Origin of the sequence: Acinetobacter sp. WCHA39 (assembly GCF_002165385.1) — a bacterium.
In the GTDB taxonomy this organism is placed as follows: Bacteria; Pseudomonadota; Gammaproteobacteria; order Pseudomonadales; family Moraxellaceae; genus Acinetobacter.
Genome location: NZ_NHRP01000004.1, coordinates 12,005 through 32,273, shown reverse-complemented (window position 1 = coordinate 32,273; position 20,269 = coordinate 12,005). Strand labels below are relative to the sequence as shown.

The following is a 20,269-nucleotide window of genomic DNA, read 5'->3' as shown; positions in this document are numbered from 1 at the left end:
ATGAAAGAAACCAAAATAAAAACAACAAAAAACTCAGACAATTTGTCTGAGCTGGTTTACCAACGCATCAAGAATGATATCTTTGATTTCAAACTGATGCCGGGTGAACGTTTCACTGAATCTGAAGTTGCAAAGGCTTATGATGTAAGTCGTACCCCAATCCGACAAGCGCTGTATCGTTTGCAACAAGAGGGTTATGTTGATGTGAGTTTTCGTAGCGGTTGGCAAATCCGACCGCTCAATTTTCGATATTATGAAGAACTTTATGATGTGAGGATCGTATTAGAAAAAGATTCGATTCGTAAACTTTGTCAGATGGATCATCAAAATTCGGTTGAATTATCTCTTTTAAAAGATTTATGGTTGATTGAACCTCATCAATACCTAAAAGACATTAAACAACTGTCACAACAAGATGAAGATTTCCATTGCGCATTGGTTCGCGCCTCTGGAAATAATGAAATGGCGAGAATTCATCGTGATTTGAGCGAGCGAATCCGTATTATTCGTCGTTTAGACTTCTCAAAAGATTATCGCGTTGAAGCGACTTATCAGGAGCATCAAAAAATACTGGGTTATATTTTTAATCGTAAAGTAGATGAAGCCATTCAGGCGATTGAAGCGCATATTATGCAAAGTCGTGATGAAGTGAAAAAAATTACTTTACAGATGTTGGACTCGAGTCAGTTTTATTGATTAATAAATTGAGGATTATGAATGGTTAAAAATCAATTAATTTACAGTATTCAAAAGTTTATTGAAAAAAAGGATATTTCTGTAAAAAATGCTAATAAGATAGAATTCTTACTCGAAAGTTTAAATTCGGAGCATGAGCTAGTAGATAATACTATTTTAATGTTGGCTTCTTATGCTCCTAATGGTGGAAAATATATGTATGATGAGGATCAAGTCGGTTATGAGTTAAAGAAAATATTGAAAATTCTGTAATAGATAATTAGGTGTATTAGGTTTTATTTCTCATGTTTAGAACAGAAAGTTAATATTCTATTAAAATGCTCTATTTTTCATGCCTAATCCTGCATAAAACTAACATCTTTCCTGAATTTTCTATTTAATAATAAAGATCACATTTCAAATCATCAGATTAAACATGATGAATGATCATATACTTAGCTCACTGTTTTTCAAACTTGTTGCTAAAGAAGGCTTCTTTTCGACCGCGATAGATGGCATCACTTTGATGCGTGTAGATCACAACACGCCACCACTAGCCGTACTGCAAGAACCGACCTTAGTTTTTGTTTTACAAGGCAGTAAACGTGGTTACATCGGAACTGAAACCTATGCATTTCAGCAAGGCGAATGCCTAATCGTCTCCGTGTCTATGCCATTTGATTGTGATACGGTAGCGAGTCCTGAATTGCCTATGATTGCAGTCAGTATGAAACTAGAGGCGGATACGGTAAATGAGCTGTTAGCAAAAACATATTTTGAAAATGAGCAATTTAAACCACTCACTACAGGCATGAGTGTAATTCAATATGATCAAACAATTTCGAATGTTTTAATACGACTTTTAAAAACTTTAGGTTCAGAACAAGACAGCTTGATTTTAGGTGAACAAATAAAACGAGAGTTGTTGTATCGAGTGATTCAACATTCGGGTGCAGATGCTTTAAAAGGATTAGTCGCTCAAGGCAATTTACGACCAATTTATAAGATTTGTGAATATATTCAACATCATTTTACAGAAAAATTAACAGTGGAAATGCTTGCTGAACAAGCCAATATGAGTATTTCGGCATTTCATAAAGCATTCAAACAAGTCACATTATATTCACCTTTGCAGTATCTCAAAGTTACACGGTTGCATAAGGCAAAACAGATGTTGCAAAACGAAAACCAAAGCGTTGCTCAAGCAGCTTATGCTGTTGGTTATCAAAGCTCATCTCAATTTAGTCGAGAGTTTAAAAAGCAGTTTGGTTTTTCTCCTAATCAAACTGAAGTAAATATAGATAAGGAATGAGTAAATCATGAATCAAAATAGTAGCGAACAAATGAAATATATCGAAATTACTGAAGCTGGCGGTCCTGAAGTTCTAAAAGTTGTACAAGGTAAGAAACCTGAGATTAAAGAAGATGAAGTATTGATTGAAGTCTATGCTACTGGGATCAATCGCCCTGATATTTTGCAACGACAGGGGCTTTATCCAATGCCGAAAGGCGTAACTCAGATTCCAGGATTAGAAGTTGCTGGGATCATTTCACAAATTGGTTCAAAAGTAGAAAAATTTAAAGTCGGTGATAAAGTCTGCGCGCTGACCAATGGTGGAGGATATGCAGAATACTGTGCTGTCCCAGCAAATCAAACTTTAGCGATTCCAAAAGATCTGAGCTTTGTTGAAGCAGCAGCTATTCCAGAAACTTATTTCACCGTATGGGCAAATCTATTTCAGATCGGGCAGTTGAAAAAGAACGAAACTGTTCTGATTCACGGAGGAGCGAGTGGAATTGGCTCTACAGCGTTGAGTTTATGTCATGCCATGGGGATCCAAACTTTTTCCACGGTGGGCAGTGACGATAAAGCTGAAAAATTAAGCTCTATTTCGACAGTTATTAATTATAAGAAGCAAGATTTTGAACAAGAAATTTTTTCACGTACAGATCAGCAAGGGGTTGATGTGATCTTGGATATTATTGGCGCTGCTTACTTTAATCAAAATCTAAGATTGCTAAAAAGAGGTGGGCGACTGGTAATTATCGGATTTATGGGCGGTCGAAAAGTAGATGGTTTTGATATTCAAGAACTCATGCTAAAACGCGCTGTGGTGACTGGCTCAACGATGCGTGCTCGAACCAATGATGAAAAAGCAAAAATTACCCAAGAATTGGAACAGTTTGTTTGGCCACTAATCGAAACAGATCAATGTAAACCAATTATTTATAAAACTTTTGTATTTAAAGAGGTTGCAGCAGCACACCAATGTCTTGAAAACAGTGAACATATTGGAAAAGTGGTACTCGAAATTAAATCGTAATTTTGCCTGATTGTATTCATTCCATGCCTATTTATACATCAAGCTTGAGAATGATCACCCAGAAAAGCAATATGTAAATCAAACATATCCTACGAGGAATTTGAAGATGACAACAAATACAGATGATCGCAACCCAACCCCAGATTTAGCAGAAGATAATGATGCTCACCAGCAAATTAGGAGCTCAACATGAAGCAACCAATATCGGTTCTGAAAGTAATAATTATATGGTTGGTGTTCAGTTAAATGTACCGTTATATGATGATGGACTCAATCGGGCAAATATTAATAAAGCTCAAGTCGATATTGAGCTTGCTAATCAGAAAATCAAAAGTCTGGAATTAGATTTGAATCAGCGTATACGGACGACTTACGCACAACTTCAAACCATTCGTCAAAATAAAGATGCACTGCAAAATGCAATTGACGCAGCTTCAATCGCATTTGTTTATACGCGTAAAGAATTTGAACTGGGTACAAAAACAACATTTGATTTACTCAATACAGAACAGAAGTTATTGGATGTCCAGACTCAAAAAACGGTCAACCAACAAGATGAAGTTGTATTTGTATATCAATTACTAGATCAAATAGGAAGTTTGAATGATTTAGTGTCAACACCACATCATCAACAGGTCAATAATTAATGAACATGGATTTAGTACAACATCGCAACAATCTATACAGACATAAATTACATGTCGTTATTGAAGATAAAGAACAGCAGCGAAAAGTTGCATGTTATAGCAATGGTTATCGACCGTGTTATATCAATAGACAAATACAGAGTCTAAGATATGCCAGCGATCTACGTGTCGATCAAAACTATAGAGGAAAATCTTTGGTTAAGGTTTTAGGCGCTCATGTGAAAATCAGTATGTATGAACCTAATTTTAGCCAAATGATTATTTTCAATGATAATCATGCAGCTCGAGCAGCAATGCAAACTGCGAAAACAGGTATGCCTGATTATTATGATGAAGGTTTTATCGAAACTTTAACGCTGACACATTTAGGAAACAAAAGAAAAATCAAAGCTTTCTTAAAGCGCATCACTCAAAATCAAGATGCATATCAAAACATTCAGTCTTGTGTCGCGCATGTAGAACACATTTCGGCAATGAATAACTTTATTGCCGAAATATCGAATCATTATAATTTTATTCCTGCTTATAACTTCGAAGAATTAGCACAAGGTCATTCATACTTTTCAGGAATTAAACTTTCAGATTTTATCTTGTATTTTCAAGATAAAAAGCTCGTTGGTATGTTTGGTTTATGGGATCAACATGGAATTAAGCAAACCAAAATTTTGCATTACAGTCCAGTAATTCGTGCACTGCGACCTATTTATAATTTTTGTACATCTGTTACGAAAAGTATGCCTCTACCAAAATTAGGTGACTCAGTGAAATATCATGTATTACACACGTTATTATGTCACCCACAATCGCTTGCCTTACACCATCGTATGCTCGAAGATGCCTACAAACTATCAAGAAAAATAGGTATAGGTGTTGTAAGTTTTACCTTATCTCATAAAGACCCACGCTATCAACTGAACTCATTTTATAAAGGTGAACGCCTAACAGGAATGCATGGTTTTATTAGTTTTGCTGGGGACCCTCGTGTAAATTTTGACAATAATTTGATTCCATACTTGGAAGTAGGACGGATTTAATTGTTCATAAATAGGCTAGAAAAACAGACAAAAGTTATCAATTACATAAAATACTTCTATAATAGCGTCCATTATGACTAGAGTCCGTTTTTTGTTCAGATGAATGAATGACTCTAGCTACTCTTTTTAAATCAATTTCTTATCCGCGATTCGGGTTATTGATCAATATTTGAAATTTTATGTGTCAGTGCTGACACATAAGAATATTTAGGTGCCAGCATGGAAATCAAGGTTAATTATCTCGACAATCTTCGACAAGAAGCCAAGTTCGATGATTTTACAGTTATCGCTGACCAACCCATTCGTTATAAAGGTGATGGTTCTGCACCAGGTCCATTTGACTACTTTTTAGCATCATCAGCATTATGTGCAGCTTACTTCGTTAAAGTATATTGTGCAGCTCGTGATATTCCGACCGATAATATTCGTTTGTCACAAAACAATATTGTGGATCCAGAAAACCGTTATAAACAAATTTTCAAAATTCAAGTTGAATTACCCGCTGATATTTCTGAAAAAGACCGTCAAGGCATCTTACGTTCAATTGATCGTTGTACCGTTAAAAAAGTAATTCAAACGGGTCCTGAATTTATCATTGAAGAAGTCGAAAGTATTGATGCGGATGCGCAAGCACTGTTGATGCCAAGTCTGACTTCAGAAAGCAGCACTTATATCGCAGGGAAAGATTTACCACTAGAAGAAACCATTGCCAACATGTCTAGTATTTTGGCGAATCTAGGGATGAAGATCGAAATTGCATCTTGGCGTAATATTGTTCCAAATGTCTGGTCTTTACATATCCGTGATGCACAATCACCAATGTGCTTTACTAATGGTAAAGGCTCTACCAAAGAAAGTGCTTTAGCATCAGCTTTAGGTGAGTTCATTGAACGTTTGAACTGTAACTTTTTCTATAATGATCAGTTCTGGGGTGAAGAAATTGCCAATGCAGAATTTGTACATTATCCAGACGAAAAGTGGTTCAAACCGGGTCCGAAAGGTAAATTACCAAAAGAAATTTTGGATGAATATTGCCTTGAAATTTACAACCCAGATAATGAATTACTCGGTACACATTTATATGATACCAACTCAGGAAATACAGAGCGGGGTATTTGTTCGTTACCATTTGTGCGTCAGTCAGATCAGGAGATTGTGTATTTCCCATCGAATCTGATTGAAAACTTGTACCTAAGTAATGGAATGAGTGCAGGTAATACTTTAGCCGAAGCACAAGTTCAATGTTTATCTGAGATTTTTGAGCGTGCTGTCAAACGTGAAATTTTAGAAGGTGAAATTGCTTTACCTGATGTACCTCAAGAAGTATTAGCAAAATATCCAAGTATTGTGGCGGGCATCCAAGGTTTAGAAGAACAAGGTTTTCCTGTTTTAGTGAAAGATGCTTCTTTGGGCGGTGATTTCCCAGTGATGTGTGTGACACTGATGAACCCACGCACGGGAGGCGTATTTGCCTCATTCGGCGCACATCCAAGCTTTGAAATTGCGTTGGAACGTAGCCTAACCGAACTCTTACAAGGGCGTAGTTTTGAAGGTTTAAATGATCTTCCTCAACCAACCTTCCAAAGTGAAGCAGTCACTGAACCAAATAATTTTGTTGAACACTTTATTGACTCAAGTGGCTTAGTTTCATGGCGTTTCTTTAGTGCAAAATCAGACTATGACTTTGTCGAGTGGGATTTCACCAATGATGGTGAAAACTCAAATGAAGAAGAAGCGGCTGAATTGTTTGGCATTTTGGAAGAAATGGGCAAAGAAGTATATATGGCTGTCTATGAGCATTTAGGTGCAACAGCATGTCGTATCTTAGTTCCAGATTATTCTGAAATTTATTTGGTCGAAGATTTAATTTGGGATAACACTAATAAAGCGTTGGCATTCCGTGAAGACATTTTAAATCTGCATCGTTTGGATCAGACTCAACTTGAAGCTTTGGTCGAACGTTTAGAAGAATGTGAATTAGATGACTATACTGAAATCGCGACCTTGATTGGCATTGAGTTTGATGACAATACCGTGTGGGGACAGTTGACTATTCTTGAGCTCAAACTATTGATCTATATTGCATTAGAACAGTTTGAAGAAGCCAAAGAACTGGTTGAAACCTTCTTACAATACAATACCAATACCGTTGAACGTGGACTATTCTATCAATGCATGAACGTAGTACTTGAAGTATTGCTCGATGATGAGATGGAATTAGAAGACTATGAAACGAATTTCCGTCGTATGTTTGGTAACGAACGTATGGATGCAGTCATCGGATCTGTTGAAGGGAATGTTCGTTTCTATGGTCTCACACCAACAAGTATGAAACTTGAAGGGCTTGATCGCCATTTACGTTTGATTGATAGCTATAAGAAATTGCATCAAGCGCGTGCAAAGGCTGTCGGAGTAGCTGTATAAATACAAGCTAAACGTTAAACCTTTAAAAAGTGCATGTTGATCATGCACTTTTATATCGTTAGTCCACTGTTGGGAAGACTATGATGTAATTTATTACACGGGTGGGCACGGCGTGATGTGGGGTTTTTTAAATAATGCCGATTAAAAACATTTTGATCATATGCTCTGTCTCTACCTACGGTATACAGAACATTTAAAAATATTAGATAGATGGTGGAAAACGTACTTGTTCAATCATAGAAAATTGTGAATACTCATGCCCGAAAATTTAGACTATAAGATTATCTTTCGGGGTTAGGCAATTACTGTGAAAACATATCCATTTACATTTTCTCGTTTACACAAAGCATTACTGGCAGTTGGTTCATTTTCATGCCTAGGGCTAAGCTCAGTATTGGTACATGCTGAAGATGAAAATAAAGTATCCCAATTAGAAACAATCACAGTAAACGCCCAAGCAGCAGAAAGCGTATATTTTCAACCAAAGGTGAATTTATCTGGTTTTACTCAACAAAATATTGCTGAGATTCCTGCATCTATTCATGCAGTGACGGCTGAGCGAATTGCTGATCAACATGCGAAAACATTAACGGATGTTGTGAAAAATGATGCTGCGGTAGGTGATGGTTACGCCCCAATTGGCTATTACTCAAACTTTATGATGCGTGGTTTCGCACTGAACCTTGGTTCAAGCTACTTGCTCAATGGTAACTTACTTCGCGGTGAGCAAAATGTCGCACTTGAAAACAAAGAACAAGTCGAGATTTTAAAGGGTATAAGTGCTATTCAAAGTGGTATGTCAACACCTGCGGGTGTGGTTAATTATGTAAGCAAACGCCCTAAAGACATCCGTTCAATGACCGTTGATGCAGATAGTCATGGCGGTAATCGTATCGCAGCGGACTTTGGCGGATTTTTAGATGAGCAGCAATTGGGTTATCGAATAAATTTGGCGCATGAGGAAATCCATCCGTATGTAGAACATGCCAATGGTAAACGCTTATTTGGTTCTTTAGCGTTAGACTGGAATATATCAGATCGTTCAAAATTAGAACTTGATATCGAATCACAGCGTCAACGTCAGCGTTCAGTACCTGGTTATCAGTTGCTTGATGGTAAAACCGTACCTACTGGCGTAGAGTGGGATCGTTTACTTGGCTATCAAAGTTGGAGCCAACCTGTCATTAACCAAAGTTTAAACACAGGCTTAAAATATAATTACCAAATCAATAAAGATTGGTCAGCAAATCTAAGTGCTTCTCAAAGTCGTGTTGTGGTGGATGATTATTCAGCGTTTGCCTATACCTTTGGTCAAAATGGTAACTATGATATTTATGACTTCCGCAGTCCTGATGACAGTTACCTGACCAATCAATTTAAAGCAGGCTTAAATGGTCAATTTAGTACAGGATCATGGCAACATAAGTTGAGTTTAGAATTATCACAAACTTATAAACGACATGCGCAATACGATGCGATTAACCAAGCTGTCGGTACAGGGAATATTTACACTGATACTGTGGACTTTGCTCCATCTGGCGCGGTTTTGGGCAATCACTACAAATCTTTAAACAGTCAGCAAACAGCATTAAATTTACTTGATCAAGTTGAATTTAATACAGCATGGTCAATTCTAGCAGGCGGAAAACTACTGCATTTAAATGAAGATGCTTATAATGCATCTGGTAATAATATTCGTGACACTAACTTTAATCGCTTTTTACCTCAATTTGCTGTGATGTATCAGCCTTGGGAAAAGACTCATATCTATGCTTCTTATGCCAAAGGATTAAGTGACGGCGGACAAGCGCCGTGGTTTGCAAACAATCCTTCTGTGACATTAGCACCCAAACATTCAGCGCAATATGAATTGGGATTTAAGCAGCAGTGGCAAGATTTACTTTTTTCAGCTGCATTATTTGATTTAAAACAAGATAATCAACATACCAATATTTCAAATGATTTCGTAAAAGATGGTGAACAACATAACCTCGGCTTAGAACTTGGTCTACAAGGGCGTATTGGTCAAAACCTAGATATGACATCGACTTTAGCACTGACCCGTTCACGCTTAAGAGACATACAATCATCTGAATATGATGGTCATCAAACTCAAAATGTACCAACTGTACGTTTGGCGAGTTATATCTCATACCAAGTTCCCCAAGTTGAAGGATTACGTTTACTCGCTGGCATACAATACAGTAGCAGTAAATATGCAAATAAATCAGCTACAGTGGAAGTGCCTAGCTATACCGTATTTAATCTGGGTTCAGCTTATAACTTCCGTGCTTATGGCTATGAAAACACGTTAAGATTCAATGTTGATAATCTATTTAATAAAAAATATTGGAGAGATGCGGGAAGCTTCTTTGGGGATGATTATTTGTTCCTAGGCGCTCCACGCACTGCACAATTTTCTTGGACGGTGAATTTTTAAATCCAATTCACTGATATGAATAAAGACGATCTGACTTAAAATTAGATCGTCTTTTTTACGAGATTCTGCTATTGGATTAATAAAATTCAAGTTTTTATATCGTTGTAAACAAAAAATAGAAACGAAACATTGTATGTCATCATCTAAAGAATAATTCCAAATTACAAACACGCCCTTATAGCAATAATTCAATCAATATCCTGATAGTTTTTCAGCTCATGATGAAGCTCGTTCAGGTTAGAGCACTGAAACCCATAAAAACACACAACAATGAATTTTATTCATCTTTTGGTTAGATTAAATCATTTTTATTCATGTGATGATTCGAGTATAAATTACAACATAAAGAAGTTTACGGTTTATCGCAAAAATTAGGATACCAATCATCATGAGTAAAGAGTTTGCATGTTCAATTAAACGCATTCGTTTTGATGAAAACTATCAACCAGCGGATAGCACACGTCTAACGACTAATTTTGCCAACTTAGCACGCGGTGAAAGTCGAGAGGAGAATCTTCGTAATACACTTCGAATGATTAATAATCGTTTCAATGCTTTAGCACAAACTGATAATCCGAATGGTGACCGTTATTCACTTGAAATCGATATTATTTCTGCAGATTTAGATATTGAAGGTAATGGTAAAACTTTTCCAATCATTGAAATGCTGAAAAGCACCATTACCGATCACCATACCAATCAACGTATTGAAGGCATGATTGGCAATAGTTTCTCGTCTTATGTACGTGATTATGATTTTAGCGTGGTGCTGAAAGAACATAATAAAGAGAACTCAACTTCGTATGCACCCGAAGGTTTCGGTGATTTACACGGTAAGCTTTATCAATATTTAGTAAATTCAGATACGTTTAAGGCTGAATTTAATCAACAACCTGTCATTTGTTTAAGTGTTTCAACAGCGAGGACTTATCAGCGTACTGTTAATGAGCATTCAGTTTTAGGTGTTGAATATAAGCAAGATCAATATTCACGTACAGATGAATATTTTCATAAAATGGGCTTACAGGTTCGCTTCTTCATGCCGAAAGGAAGTGTTGCGCCTTTAGCATTCTATTTTGCGGGTGATTTATTACGTGATTACACCGATTTTGAACTGATTAGCGCAATTAGCACGATGGAAACTTTCCAAAAGATCTACCGTCCTGAAATTTACAATGCAAATTCTTCAGCAGCACAAGTGTATCAAGCAAGTTTAGAGTACCCAGATTACTCATTAACACGAATCGTTTACGACCGTGTAGAGCGTGGTCAATTGGCAGTAAAACAAGGTAAATGGACGGAAGAAAACTTTATCAAACCTTATAAAAACATCCTTGAACAATGGGCTGCTAACTACACCGTACAAAGTAACGCTGCTTAATTTACCTGAAATAGAGATAGAAGATTTAAAATGGCAATTTTATTACCAACATCAACGGCTGGCAGCTTACCGAAACCTTCATGGCTTGCAGAACCTGAAAAACTTTGGTCACCTTGGAAATTAGAGGGTGAGGCATTAATCGAAGCGAAGCAAGATGCTCTGCGTTTATCTCTACAAGAACAGATCCATGCGGGAATTGATATTGTGAGCGATGGTGAGCAAACTCGCCAACATTTTGTCACCACATTTATCGAGCATCTTGATGGTGTAGATTTTGAGAAGCGTGAAACAGTTCGTATCCGTAATCGTTATGATGCAAGTGTTCCATCTGTAGTCGGTGCAGTCTCTCGCCAAAAGCCAGTTTTCGTGGAAGATGCCAAGTTTTTACGTAGCCAAACAACACAACCAATCAAATGGGCGCTTCCAGGTCCAATGACTATGATTGATACGTTATATGATGGTCATTATAAAAGCCGTGAAAAACTGGCTTGGGAATTTGCCAAGATTCTTAATCAGGAAGCACTTGAATTAGAAGCTGCGGGTGTCGACATTATCCAATTTGATGAACCTGCATTTAATGTATTCTTTGATGAAGTGAATGATTGGGGTGTTGCAACCTTGGAAAGAGCACTTGAAGGTCTTAAATGTGAAACAGCCGTCCATATCTGCTATGGCTATGGCATCAAAGCCAATACAGATTGGAAAAAGACGTTGGGTTCAGAGTGGCGTCAATATGAAGAAGCCTTTCCTAAGCTTCAACAATCTAAAATTGATATCGTTTCGCTAGAATGCCAAAACTCTCGCGTACCAATGGATCTAATTGAACTAATTCGCGGTAAAAAAGTGATGGTAGGTGCGATCGATGTTGCTACTAATAATATCGAAACACCTGAAGAAGTTGCCGATACCTTAAGAAAAGCTTTGCAATTTGTTGATGCTGACAAACTTTATCCATCTACTAACTGTGGAATGGCGCCTTTATCTCGTCAAGTAGCACGCGGTAAGCTGAATGCCTTAAGTGCAGGTGCAGAAATTATCCGAAAAGAGCTCGCCGTTTAGTATTTAGCAATTAGGAAATATCGAATGGGCTACTTATTAATTTAGTTAGCAGCCCATTCGGTTTGAAATGATTTAGATGTGCAAATGTGACGCAAGTGTGTCTTAGGTCTTAATCTAAAGAAAAGCTACAGTTCAATTTAGGAATCAGATGATGATTGAAGCAAATGACTTTAGAAATGCGATGTCTTTACTGACAAGTGCAGTGAATGTGGTGACTACAGCGGGAGCATCTGGTCGTCATGGATTTACCGCATCTGCTGTATGTAGCGTTACGGATACACCTCCGACATTATTGGTGTGTATGAATACAGCCTCTAGGTCACATGCACATTTTATTGAAAATGAAACTTTAACTGTGAATGTTCTAGGCGCGCAACATCAGCATATTTCTAATGTGTTTTCCTCTAAGTTGACGTCTGAAGAGCGGTTTAAACATGGAACTTGGACTAAATTAAAAACAGGTGCACCTGTTTTAGAGGACGCTCTTGTTAGTTTTGATTGTCAGATTGAACAAATTCAGGAAGTAGGAACACATACTATTTTTATTTGCCGTACAGTTGCTATTCAAAAAAGTCAGCATGAACATAGTCTGGTGTATTTTAATCGTGCTTATCACCAAGTAGGTGAGACTGAAGTTGCTTAAACCAACATTCGCTATTCATCTAATATTAACCTTCAATCAAGTAAGTATGTCGTGGAATTAATCATTTTTTTAGCTATAGGTGCATTAGCGGGATTCGCTGCTGGACTTTTTGGTGTAGGTGGTGGGCTGATCATTGTACCGCTTTTATATGTTGTCTTTACACAAATGGGCTATGATCCTGAAGTTGTGATGCATCTTGCTTTGGGTACTTCATTAGCCACGATTATTGTGACGTCTATCAGCTCATTAATGGCGCATAATAAAAATGGTGCAGTCATTTGGACTGTATTCAAAAATCTGACTCCTGGTTTAGTCATTGGGTCATTTTTTGGTGCGGGTATTGCAGGATTACTATCAAGGGAACACTTGCAACTGATTATTGGTGTTTTTGTGATTTGGGTTGCATACCAAATGTTTATTGGAGCCAAAAAAGTAATAGATCAGAATAAAGTCCTTCCATCAACGACTAAACAGGTGTTCGCAGGTACAGGAATAGGCATAGCATCAGCAATTTTTGGTATTGGTGGAGGTAGTCTAACCGTACCTTATTTAAATCATCACGGTGTAGTCATGCAAAAAGCAGTTGGAACATCTGCTGCATGTGGCTTACCTATCGCAATCGCAGGTGCGCTAGGGTTTATGTTATTTGGTATGAAAGAACAAATAAATGTTCCGAATAGCATTGGTTTTGTTCATATTTATGCATTTCTGGGTATCAGTGCGATGAGCTTTTTCACTGCAAAGCTAGGTGCCAAAGTGGCACATGCTTTATCACCTCAAATGTTAAAAAAATGCTTTGCTGTATTGTTACTTATTGTCGGATGTTTTTTCCTTTTTAAAGGAATACGTTGAAATATATTAGGTTGATTCCTGTGATAAAAGCTCATTAAATATGGGCTTTTATACATTAGAGTTTAGTAGATTTAGTTTTTAACTATTTGATATATAAATAGTTAGCAAATCAAGAGTAGACGATACTCACCATCTTTTTCAACAGGTGCTCTGTGAACACATGGCAAAACTTGCTGCTTTGGATGATCAACTGCTAGACGCCAAAGATGTCCTGAACCTAAATTTAAAGGTCTTGCATCAGGGAGCGGTTGGTAATGTAAATCGAAGAAATAATCTTGTAGAAAACTTTCAAATTCTGATTCTGGCCCGTTATGCAATTCCTTAAGTTTTTTTCTAATTTCGGGAATTAAAATCTTTTGCTCAACTTGATCGTTTGGCAAAATATCACTTGCCGCACCGTGATAAGTACATAAAAAAGTATCAGTTGGGATGGGGGAACGATCAACATGAAATGAATACACATCAGTTGAAATAAAATTTAACTCATCATCACGCTCGTAATATTGAATTAAATTAAGGGTAGGTGAAGCTCCGAAATCACTTAATAGCTGCATATCTTTTAAGATGATTTCTCTTGCTAAATGACCTTGTTCGGAAAGTTGCAATCCCAATAGGTCATCAATAGAAACTTCAGTGATATTTTCCTTTAGTTCAAGCTGTTTTACGATTTCTTGAAAATCTCCATTCAGGTTTCTATACCAACAAATCGCATTTCTATCTCCTTGAAAATTAGAACCGATAAGTTCGGAGAAACTAGAAACCATGCTAATTTGCTTGTGGTCAGAAAATGTATTCTTCATAAAAAGAAGTTTATCAAAAAGAAATTATGTTTAATGATACACAGTTCGATCACGTTAACAACGATAGGTTGAATCGTATTTTTCAAACATTTATCTTTTCATACCTTATAACAATGAAATAAAGTGTTTTAAATAGATACTGAGAATGATACTTTCCATAGATCGTTATGAGCAAATTTATGCTCAAAAACTTACATAAAAAAGAATTTTGCGCAAATATCTTCACAAATATAAAAAAATAGAGTACTTTTGAGAAAATAATTGCTCATTCATATCAATGAAGAAATTAACAATACAGGCGTTACTTGATCAAAGTTGGTTTGATATTGCTGAACTTACGCTATTAGAACCGAAACTAGGCTCAGCAAGCGCTAGTGAATTAGCTTACGAGTATGCCAGCGCTTTCATTCGACTATGTTGAAGCTAAATTAGAAAGATGGGAACTATTATGAATATAAAAAATCAGACTCAAGATCGTCAGCAAGTTCTTATTGATCTATATATGCAGTACTTATTGAATGAAATAACATTAGGACAATTATTGACGTATTTACGAAAAAACATTCTGAGTATGTCTCAGGAACAATATGCAAATTTAGTCGGCATAAGTCGCAGGACATTAACTGATATTGAGCAAGACAAAGGAAAACTTACTCAATCTGTTTTAGATAAGGTCTTTAAACCACTTGGGTTGAAAGCAGGACTTGTACCAACTCATGAGCACATTGTGAGAAAGATTATGAAACCATCAGAATGAGATCAATGGCTCAGTAACGTGATGTATAATCTTAGATCATCACATTACTGAGCTATGACAACAAACAGTATTGTGTAGGCCACAGTCTTAGATATTCTATTTAACATAATATACATTATACGCAATTATTATGTTAGAAACCATTTAAAGTGTCTATTTTCTTTATTTTGGCATTCTATAGTTACTTGGCGTCATATTTGTCCACTTTTTAAAAGCACGTGAAAATGAGAAATATCTGCATAGCCTAAAAGATTTGAAATCTCTTGAATGGATAAATTTATTTTCTTTTAAAAGAGCTTTTGCTTTTGCCTGACGGCTTTCACTAAGTAAGATTTGAAATGTTTTTTTTCATTTGCAAGTTGACGTTGTAAAGTTCTATCAGTTAAACCAAGATGCTTAGCGATTTGGTTCAACGACAAAAATTGCTGTAATTCTGCTTTAGAAGTTCTTTATTAAATATTAAATGATATTGATCAGCACCAAACTTTTATTGCCTACCATGTCCCATATATCACAGATGAAGAACGAGAAAAAATTCTTATTCGTTTTGAAGAATACATAGTTAATCTAGACAACTTAATGCACCACTGGAGTTCTCTAAATTAAAGAATTTCTACGATAAAATGAATCCAGTTTAAAAAATTAAATAAAAACTGCTACTTAGTACCCCAACTAAATAGCAGTTTATTCGGTATTTTTAATTATTATTTTGTAACTTGTAACACTCATCTAAAGCCAGCTCATAATAAGCCAAGCCTTCTTTCGCTGCTAAAAAAGCTTTTCTCTGAGAAACTGGATCTTTATCGCATAATCTCTTAATCAGCTCCATCGCCTCATAAGGATGTAGATCATCATAGTGTGCATGAGCTCTTAACCATGCCAATGATCTTTTATTAATATTTACTTCTGGTGTTTCTGTATAAGCTTGTATTCCTTTATAAACATGAATGGTCCAATCGCCTGTCGCCCACTCTATTGCTAAATTTGTTGCAGCAATACTCTCCGCTAAACTTCCCCTAAAATTTACATCCCATAAAAAATGATTGATTGCATTCATTGCTACTGGTGGTCTAACTTCATTCAACATTTCAGTCGTTATGCCAAAACCCTTCGCCCAATCTTGATACCAATGTAAATGTCTTTCTTCAACTTTGATATTTTGAATTAACCAATCTCTAGTCTCAGTTACACCATCTAAAGAAAAAGCCGTCGCTTTAGCCAAAGCACCTGCCATATATGATGGAAAATGAGCAACCAAAGGGTAAAAATTTAATAATGCTGACCGAAAGCATTCTAAATTTAGGCTACCGCTTGCCATATCTAAAAATAAAGGGTGTTTGCTTACTCGTTCTTTTGCAGGAACAAGTTCATCCCAAAATTGTTGTGCCCATTCTGAGTGAGGTGTTATTTCTAGTTTTGTTCCATATTGCTTCATAACAGTCATTTCGATCCATCCTATTTCGTATGACTTATTTCAATTATTTTCCACGATTGCTGCTTATTTTTATAGCTAGATTTAATCGTAATACAATTAATATACAATGATTGCTATTTAATTTGTAACATTTTTTATCTGTTCAGCATTTTATTAAGTTTAATCATTATATTCGTTGCTAATACATTCATATTACACCCGAAGAATATAGAATACTGGCAATAAAATCTGATTATCATAAAAAATGATTAATTTTATATAATCCAATACACATTTTATTTAATACAGTGTAACGTAGTTAACAATCCCTATTTACATTTATAAGAACATTGGGGGCGATGAGAATTAAGATGAAGTTAAAAGCATCCAACTTACTCGGGCAAGAACAGATTGACTTGTTAATCTCTCGCGGACTAAATTTAGTTTGGTTTCCTAAAGAATTAGAAGTCATTTATAAAGATCAGTATAAAAATGAAGCTGCACATGAATTCCGTTACCGTGCACCAATCATTCTATTCTTCTATTTATATTTAAGTTTTGGTACTTATCAAGTTCTACCTACAGAGCTACGCACTGCATGGGTCGCGTACTACGGTTGGGTCGGCATGATAATTCTTTTTGCATGGTTACTTGCTTTCATTCCATCAATGAATAGATGGTTTGATTACTATGTTTGCTTAGGCTCTATAGGTGCCGTCGCTCTTACTTTCACGTTAATTAATGTATTTGAACATGGCCAGAATAACGTTCTTTTTCATGCTGCCATGATGTATGCCGTGGTCATTATATATGGCTTCGTTGGTATGCGATTTTATACAGCGATGTTTGCTGGTTGGTCTGGTGGTTTAATTGGTATTGCCATTAGTGTTTGGCTTAATGGATCAATTGATTGGACTTACTTAAATCGAACTTATACTTTTAGTAGCTTTCTAGGAATGGCTTTAGCTTATGCAATAGATCGGCAACATAGAGAGAATTATCTACAAGACTGTATGATCGAACTAAATCGATTAGAGCTTATGCGTCAGGCGCAACAACTTTCAATTTTATCTCAACAAGATGCTTTAACTGGTTTAGCGAACCGTAGATACCTCGATGAAGTGCTTGAAAATGAGTGGAAACGCTCAATCCGTCATGAAGTTCCTATCACAATCATGATGATCGATATCGATTTTTTTAAACTATACAATGATACATTAGGCCATATTCAGGGGGATCAATGTCTTAGACGAATTGCCATTTTGCTGGGTTCAATCTCATCGCGAAGTGGAGATCTTGCGGCACGTTATGGCGGTGAAGAGTTCTTACTTTTATTTTCCATGACGGATAAAGATCAAGCACTGATACAAGTTCAACGTTTAATGGGATTAATGCAAAATATAGGGATTGCACATCCTAGAAGTAATGTCTCTAAATATGTAACGATCAGTGTGGGTGTTGCAACAACAACTCCTCATCTTAATGACAGCCTATCAGAGTTTATCTCTCAAGCAGATCATGCTTTGTATGTAGCAAAAAATAATGGTAGAAATCAATATCATGTTGCAACGAGTGAAAATGTAATTTCTGAGACTTTATAAGATTAATTTTTTATTATTAAACAACATACTTGCGCGCAAAGTGTCGCAAGTATGTGAAAAATTAAAATTATGGCTCAATTGGTTGGAATGGAACTACAACATCAGCATTTTGAGCACGGTGTCTTAAAAAATGATCCATTAGAACAATTGCTAACATTGCTTCAGCAATTGGAGTCGCTCGAACGCCCACACAAGGATCATGACGACCCTTGGTTAACACATCCGTGTTTTCTCGATCAATTGTAATGGTTTTACCAGGAGTGGTAATACTTGCGGTTGGTTTTAAAGCAATCGCGACACGAATCGTTTGACCACTTGAAATACCACCTAAAATTCCACCAGCATGATTTGCAAGGAAACCATCTGTGGTTAATTCATCACGAGTTTCGTGACCAAACTGTCCAGCAACTGCAAAACCATCCCCTATCTCAACACCTTTAACCGCATTGATACTCATCATAGCGTGAGCAATATCCGCATCCAGACGATCAAAAACAGGCTCACCCCAACCCACTGGAACCTTTTCAGCAATAATTTCGAGTTTTGCACCACAACTAGTGCCTTGCTCACGCAATGCTGTGACTAATTGCTCGAAGCGAGGAACTGCATCAACATCACCACAGAAAAATGGATTATTTGGCACTTCAGCCCAATCTAACTTTTCTGCAATTTCATTCCCGATCTGTGTTACATGCCCGCGGATATCAATACCAAATTTTTCTGCCAAATACTTTTTAGCAATCGCACCTGCCGCCACACGCATTGCTGTCTCACGTGCACTTGAGCGACCACCACCACGATAATCACGGAAACCATATTTTTGAGTATAGGTATAATCAGCATGACCAGGACGGAATGTTTGGGCAATATTACCGTAGTCTTTTGATTTTTGATCTGTATTACGAATCAATAAACCAATTGATGTACCCGTAGTTTTGCCTTCAAAAACACCAGAAATAATTTCAACTTGATCAGGCTCTTTACGTTGCGTTGCAAACTTAGAAGTACCCGGCTTGCGTCGATCCAAATCTTTTTGCAAGTCTGCTTCGCAAAGTTCTAGTCCCGGTGGTACGCCATCTACAATTGCCATCAAGCCAGCACCATGTGACTCACCACATGTGGTCACACGGAATAACTGACCAATACTATTTCCTGCCATTTTCATCCCCTTAATTTTGAATAGATTGCTGGAATATATCTTTATAACGGCGGCATTGTTCCGCAGTTAATGCAAAAATACCAGAACCACCTTTTTGGAATGTAAGCCAATGGAAATCAACAGTATTAAAGTTTTGACGCATCGCCCATTCTGAATTACCGACTTCAATGACGATTAAACCATCTTCTGTCAAATAGTCAGCAGCTTGCGCTAACATTTTACGAACCAAATCCAAACCATCTTGACCAGCAGCAAGTGCAAGCTCAGGCTCGTGTAAGAATTCTTCTGGTAAATCTGCCATATCCTCTGCGTCTACATATGGAGGATTACTTACGATTAAATCATATTGATTTTCAGCAGGAATTTTTGCAAACAAATCAGACTCAAGTAATGCGACTTGATATTGCTTATCATGGTGTTCAGCATTAATTGATGCAACTTCTAAAGCTTCTTTGGAAATATCAGTTGCATCGACTTCAGAATCTGGGAATGCATAAGCTAAAGCGATTGCAATACAGCCAGAACCCGTACACATGTCTAAAATACGTTGTGGCGTTTTCGGATTCGTGTTTTCTGGTAAATTATTCAATGCTTCGAGCATTTGACCATTTTCATTTAAACAATATGGTGCAAATCGTTGTTCAATCAATTCAGCAATTGGCGAACGCGGAATCAGTACACGTTCATCTACATAATAAGGTTTATTACAGAAATATGCCAAATTTAATAAATATGAGGTTGGAATACGATCATTGATGCGACGTTCTAATAGACTTAAAAATTCAGCTTTTTCAGTTGGTAGTAATTTTGCATCTAATATTTCTGCATCAGCTTTCCATTCTAGGGAAAGTGTTTGCAAAACAAGTGCAGAGCTTTCCGCAAAATAATCTTCAGTACCTTGACCTAAGTGTGCATCATATTGACGAAGTGCGGTTACACCAAAACGAATAAAATCTCGAATGGTTACTAAATTTTCAGCCGCTTCTTGTAAATGTTCAGGGCTGATTGTAGGTCGCTCCACTTAGGCGTCTCCAAAAGTGCTAATTGCAAAAACGCTTT

At 36.7% G+C, this 20,269-nt stretch carries 16 protein-coding genes and 5 pseudogenes; 16 read left to right on the top strand and 5 right to left on the bottom strand.

Going from position 1 to position 20,269, the window contains the following annotated elements:
• The 13 genes and pseudogenes from CDG56_RS02935 (at position 1) to CDG56_RS02875 (ending at position 13,479) form a co-directional block, all read left to right on the top strand.
• Positions 1 to 696, top strand: coding sequence for a GntR family transcriptional regulator (locus CDG56_RS02935; RefSeq protein WP_087546889.1), 696 nt, complete (start codon positions 1 to 3; stop codon positions 694 to 696).
• A 21-nt stretch (positions 697 to 717) separates the two neighbouring features.
• Positions 718 to 948 (top strand): hypothetical protein, encoded by a 231-nt coding sequence (locus CDG56_RS02930; protein ID WP_087546888.1) that lies wholly within the window; start codon positions 718 to 720, stop codon positions 946 to 948.
• A 163-nt stretch (positions 949 to 1,111) separates the two neighbouring features.
• Positions 1,112 to 1,987: an AraC family transcriptional regulator gene (locus CDG56_RS02925; RefSeq protein ID WP_087546887.1), complete on the top strand. Its 876-nt coding sequence runs from the start codon at positions 1,112 to 1,114 to the stop codon at positions 1,985 to 1,987.
• A 7-nt stretch (positions 1,988 to 1,994) separates the two neighbouring features.
• Complete coding sequence (locus tag CDG56_RS02920) at positions 1,995 to 2,999, top strand: NAD(P)H-quinone oxidoreductase (RefSeq protein ID WP_087546886.1); 1,005 nt, start codon at positions 1,995 to 1,997, stop codon at positions 2,997 to 2,999.
• A gap of 158 nt (positions 3,000 to 3,157) precedes the next feature.
• Positions 3,158 to 3,646, top strand: a pseudogene (locus CDG56_RS02915) (TolC family protein); the annotation flags it as partial.
• Positions 3,647 to 3,678: 32 nt separating this feature from the next.
• Positions 3,679 to 4,680, top strand: a pseudogene (locus tag CDG56_RS02910) (hypothetical protein); the annotation flags it as partial.
• 219 nt (positions 4,681 to 4,899) lie between these two features.
• A complete protein-coding gene (locus CDG56_RS02905) occupies positions 4,900 to 7,104 on the top strand; it encodes an OsmC domain/YcaO domain-containing protein (protein ID WP_087546884.1) in 2,205 nt (734 codons plus the stop codon).
• 70 nt (positions 7,105 to 7,174) lie between these two features.
• Positions 7,175 to 7,246, top strand: a pseudogene (locus CDG56_RS17225) (type 1 glutamine amidotransferase domain-containing protein); the annotation flags it as partial.
• Between the two features lie 165 nt (positions 7,247 to 7,411).
• Positions 7,412 to 9,544, top strand: coding sequence for a TonB-dependent siderophore receptor (locus CDG56_RS02895; protein ID WP_087546883.1), 2,133 nt, complete (start codon positions 7,412 to 7,414; stop codon positions 9,542 to 9,544).
• A 388-nt stretch (positions 9,545 to 9,932) separates the two neighbouring features.
• Positions 9,933 to 10,925, top strand: coding sequence for a DUF1852 domain-containing protein (locus CDG56_RS02890; RefSeq protein WP_087546882.1), 993 nt, complete (start codon positions 9,933 to 9,935; stop codon positions 10,923 to 10,925).
• A 30-nt stretch (positions 10,926 to 10,955) separates the two neighbouring features.
• Positions 10,956 to 11,984: a methionine synthase gene (locus CDG56_RS02885; protein WP_087535783.1), complete on the top strand. Its 1,029-nt coding sequence runs from the start codon at positions 10,956 to 10,958 to the stop codon at positions 11,982 to 11,984.
• Between the two features lie 151 nt (positions 11,985 to 12,135).
• Positions 12,136 to 12,627 carry a flavin reductase gene (locus tag CDG56_RS02880; RefSeq protein ID WP_005160147.1) on the top strand — a complete coding sequence of 164 codons (492 nt, stop codon included), beginning with the start codon at positions 12,136 to 12,138 and terminating at the stop codon, positions 12,625 to 12,627.
• 51 nt (positions 12,628 to 12,678) lie between these two features.
• On the top strand, positions 12,679 to 13,479 hold the full coding sequence (locus CDG56_RS02875) for a sulfite exporter TauE/SafE family protein (protein ID WP_087546881.1): 801 nt from the start codon (positions 12,679 to 12,681) through the stop codon (positions 13,477 to 13,479).
• Between the two features lie 101 nt (positions 13,480 to 13,580).
• Here CDG56_RS02875 and CDG56_RS02870 read toward each other — a convergent pair whose 3' ends face one another.
• Positions 13,581 to 14,279 carry a DUF1826 domain-containing protein gene (locus tag CDG56_RS02870; RefSeq protein ID WP_087546880.1) on the bottom strand — a complete coding sequence of 233 codons (699 nt, stop codon included), beginning with the start codon at positions 14,277 to 14,279 and terminating at the stop codon, positions 13,581 to 13,583.
• A gap of 448 nt (positions 14,280 to 14,727) precedes the next feature.
• Between CDG56_RS02870 and CDG56_RS02865 the strand changes: the two genes are divergently transcribed.
• Positions 14,728 to 15,036 (top strand): helix-turn-helix domain-containing protein, encoded by a 309-nt coding sequence (locus CDG56_RS02865; RefSeq protein WP_087535780.1) that lies wholly within the window; start codon positions 14,728 to 14,730, stop codon positions 15,034 to 15,036.
• Positions 15,037 to 15,198: 162 nt separating this feature from the next.
• Here CDG56_RS02865 and CDG56_RS17550 read toward each other — a convergent pair.
• Positions 15,199 to 15,458, bottom strand: a pseudogene (locus tag CDG56_RS17550) (helix-turn-helix transcriptional regulator); the annotation flags it as partial.
• A 64-nt stretch (positions 15,459 to 15,522) separates the two neighbouring features.
• On the opposite strand from CDG56_RS17550, the pseudogene CDG56_RS17220 reads away from it, so the two are divergent.
• Positions 15,523 to 15,674 (top strand): annotated as a pseudogene (locus tag CDG56_RS17220) (flavodoxin family protein); the annotation flags it as partial.
• Positions 15,675 to 15,733: 59 nt separating this feature from the next.
• Here the strand turns inward: CDG56_RS17220 and CDG56_RS02850 are convergent.
• Positions 15,734 to 16,480: a TenA family transcriptional regulator gene (locus CDG56_RS02850; RefSeq protein ID WP_005160172.1), complete on the bottom strand. Its 747-nt coding sequence runs from the start codon at positions 16,478 to 16,480 to the stop codon at positions 15,734 to 15,736.
• Between the two features lie 341 nt (positions 16,481 to 16,821).
• Between CDG56_RS02850 and CDG56_RS02845 the strand changes: the two genes are divergently transcribed.
• Positions 16,822 to 18,051: a GGDEF domain-containing protein gene (locus CDG56_RS02845; protein WP_087546879.1), complete on the top strand. Its 1,230-nt coding sequence runs from the start codon at positions 16,822 to 16,824 to the stop codon at positions 18,049 to 18,051.
• Between the two features lie 67 nt (positions 18,052 to 18,118).
• On the opposite strand, the gene aroC is transcribed toward CDG56_RS02845, so the two are convergent.
• Positions 18,119 to 19,210 (bottom strand): chorismate synthase, encoded by a 1,092-nt coding sequence (gene aroC / locus CDG56_RS02840; RefSeq protein ID WP_005160180.1) that lies wholly within the window; start codon positions 19,208 to 19,210, stop codon positions 18,119 to 18,121.
• Between the two features lie 10 nt (positions 19,211 to 19,220).
• Positions 19,221 to 20,231, bottom strand: coding sequence for a 50S ribosomal protein L3 N(5)-glutamine methyltransferase (gene prmB / locus CDG56_RS02835; RefSeq protein WP_087537106.1), 1,011 nt, complete (start codon positions 20,229 to 20,231; stop codon positions 19,221 to 19,223).
• Positions 20,232 to 20,269: the final 38 nt, after the last annotated feature.

What these genes read in the sequence shown, in the direction of transcription:
- CDG56_RS02850 (WP_005160172.1), bottom strand. Translation starts at nt 16,480, where the DNA reads ATGACTGTTATGAAGCAATATGGAACAAAACTAGAAATAACACCTCAC.
- CDG56_RS02925 (WP_087546887.1), top strand. Translation starts at nt 1,112, where the DNA reads ATGATGAATGATCATATACTTAGCTCACTGTTTTTCAAACTTGTTGCT.
- CDG56_RS02935 (WP_087546889.1), top strand. Translation starts at nt 1, where the DNA reads ATGAAAGAAACCAAAATAAAAACAACAAAAAACTCAGACAATTTGTCT.
- aroC (WP_005160180.1), bottom strand. Translation starts at nt 19,210, where the DNA reads ATGGCAGGAAATAGTATTGGTCAGTTATTCCGTGTGACCACATGTGGT.
- CDG56_RS02920 (WP_087546886.1), top strand. Translation starts at nt 1,995, where the DNA reads ATGAATCAAAATAGTAGCGAACAAATGAAATATATCGAAATTACTGAA.
- CDG56_RS02880 (WP_005160147.1), top strand. Translation starts at nt 12,136, where the DNA reads ATGATTGAAGCAAATGACTTTAGAAATGCGATGTCTTTACTGACAAGT.
- CDG56_RS02885 (WP_087535783.1), top strand. Translation starts at nt 10,956, where the DNA reads ATGGCAATTTTATTACCAACATCAACGGCTGGCAGCTTACCGAAACCT.
- CDG56_RS02870 (WP_087546880.1), bottom strand. Translation starts at nt 14,279, where the DNA reads ATGAAGAATACATTTTCTGACCACAAGCAAATTAGCATGGTTTCTAGT.
- CDG56_RS02865 (WP_087535780.1), top strand. Translation starts at nt 14,728, where the DNA reads ATGAATATAAAAAATCAGACTCAAGATCGTCAGCAAGTTCTTATTGAT.
- CDG56_RS02845 (WP_087546879.1), top strand. Translation starts at nt 16,822, where the DNA reads ATGAAGTTAAAAGCATCCAACTTACTCGGGCAAGAACAGATTGACTTG.
- CDG56_RS02905 (WP_087546884.1), top strand. Translation starts at nt 4,900, where the DNA reads ATGGAAATCAAGGTTAATTATCTCGACAATCTTCGACAAGAAGCCAAG.
- CDG56_RS02890 (WP_087546882.1), top strand. Translation starts at nt 9,933, where the DNA reads ATGAGTAAAGAGTTTGCATGTTCAATTAAACGCATTCGTTTTGATGAA.
- CDG56_RS02930 (WP_087546888.1), top strand. Translation starts at nt 718, where the DNA reads ATGGTTAAAAATCAATTAATTTACAGTATTCAAAAGTTTATTGAAAAA.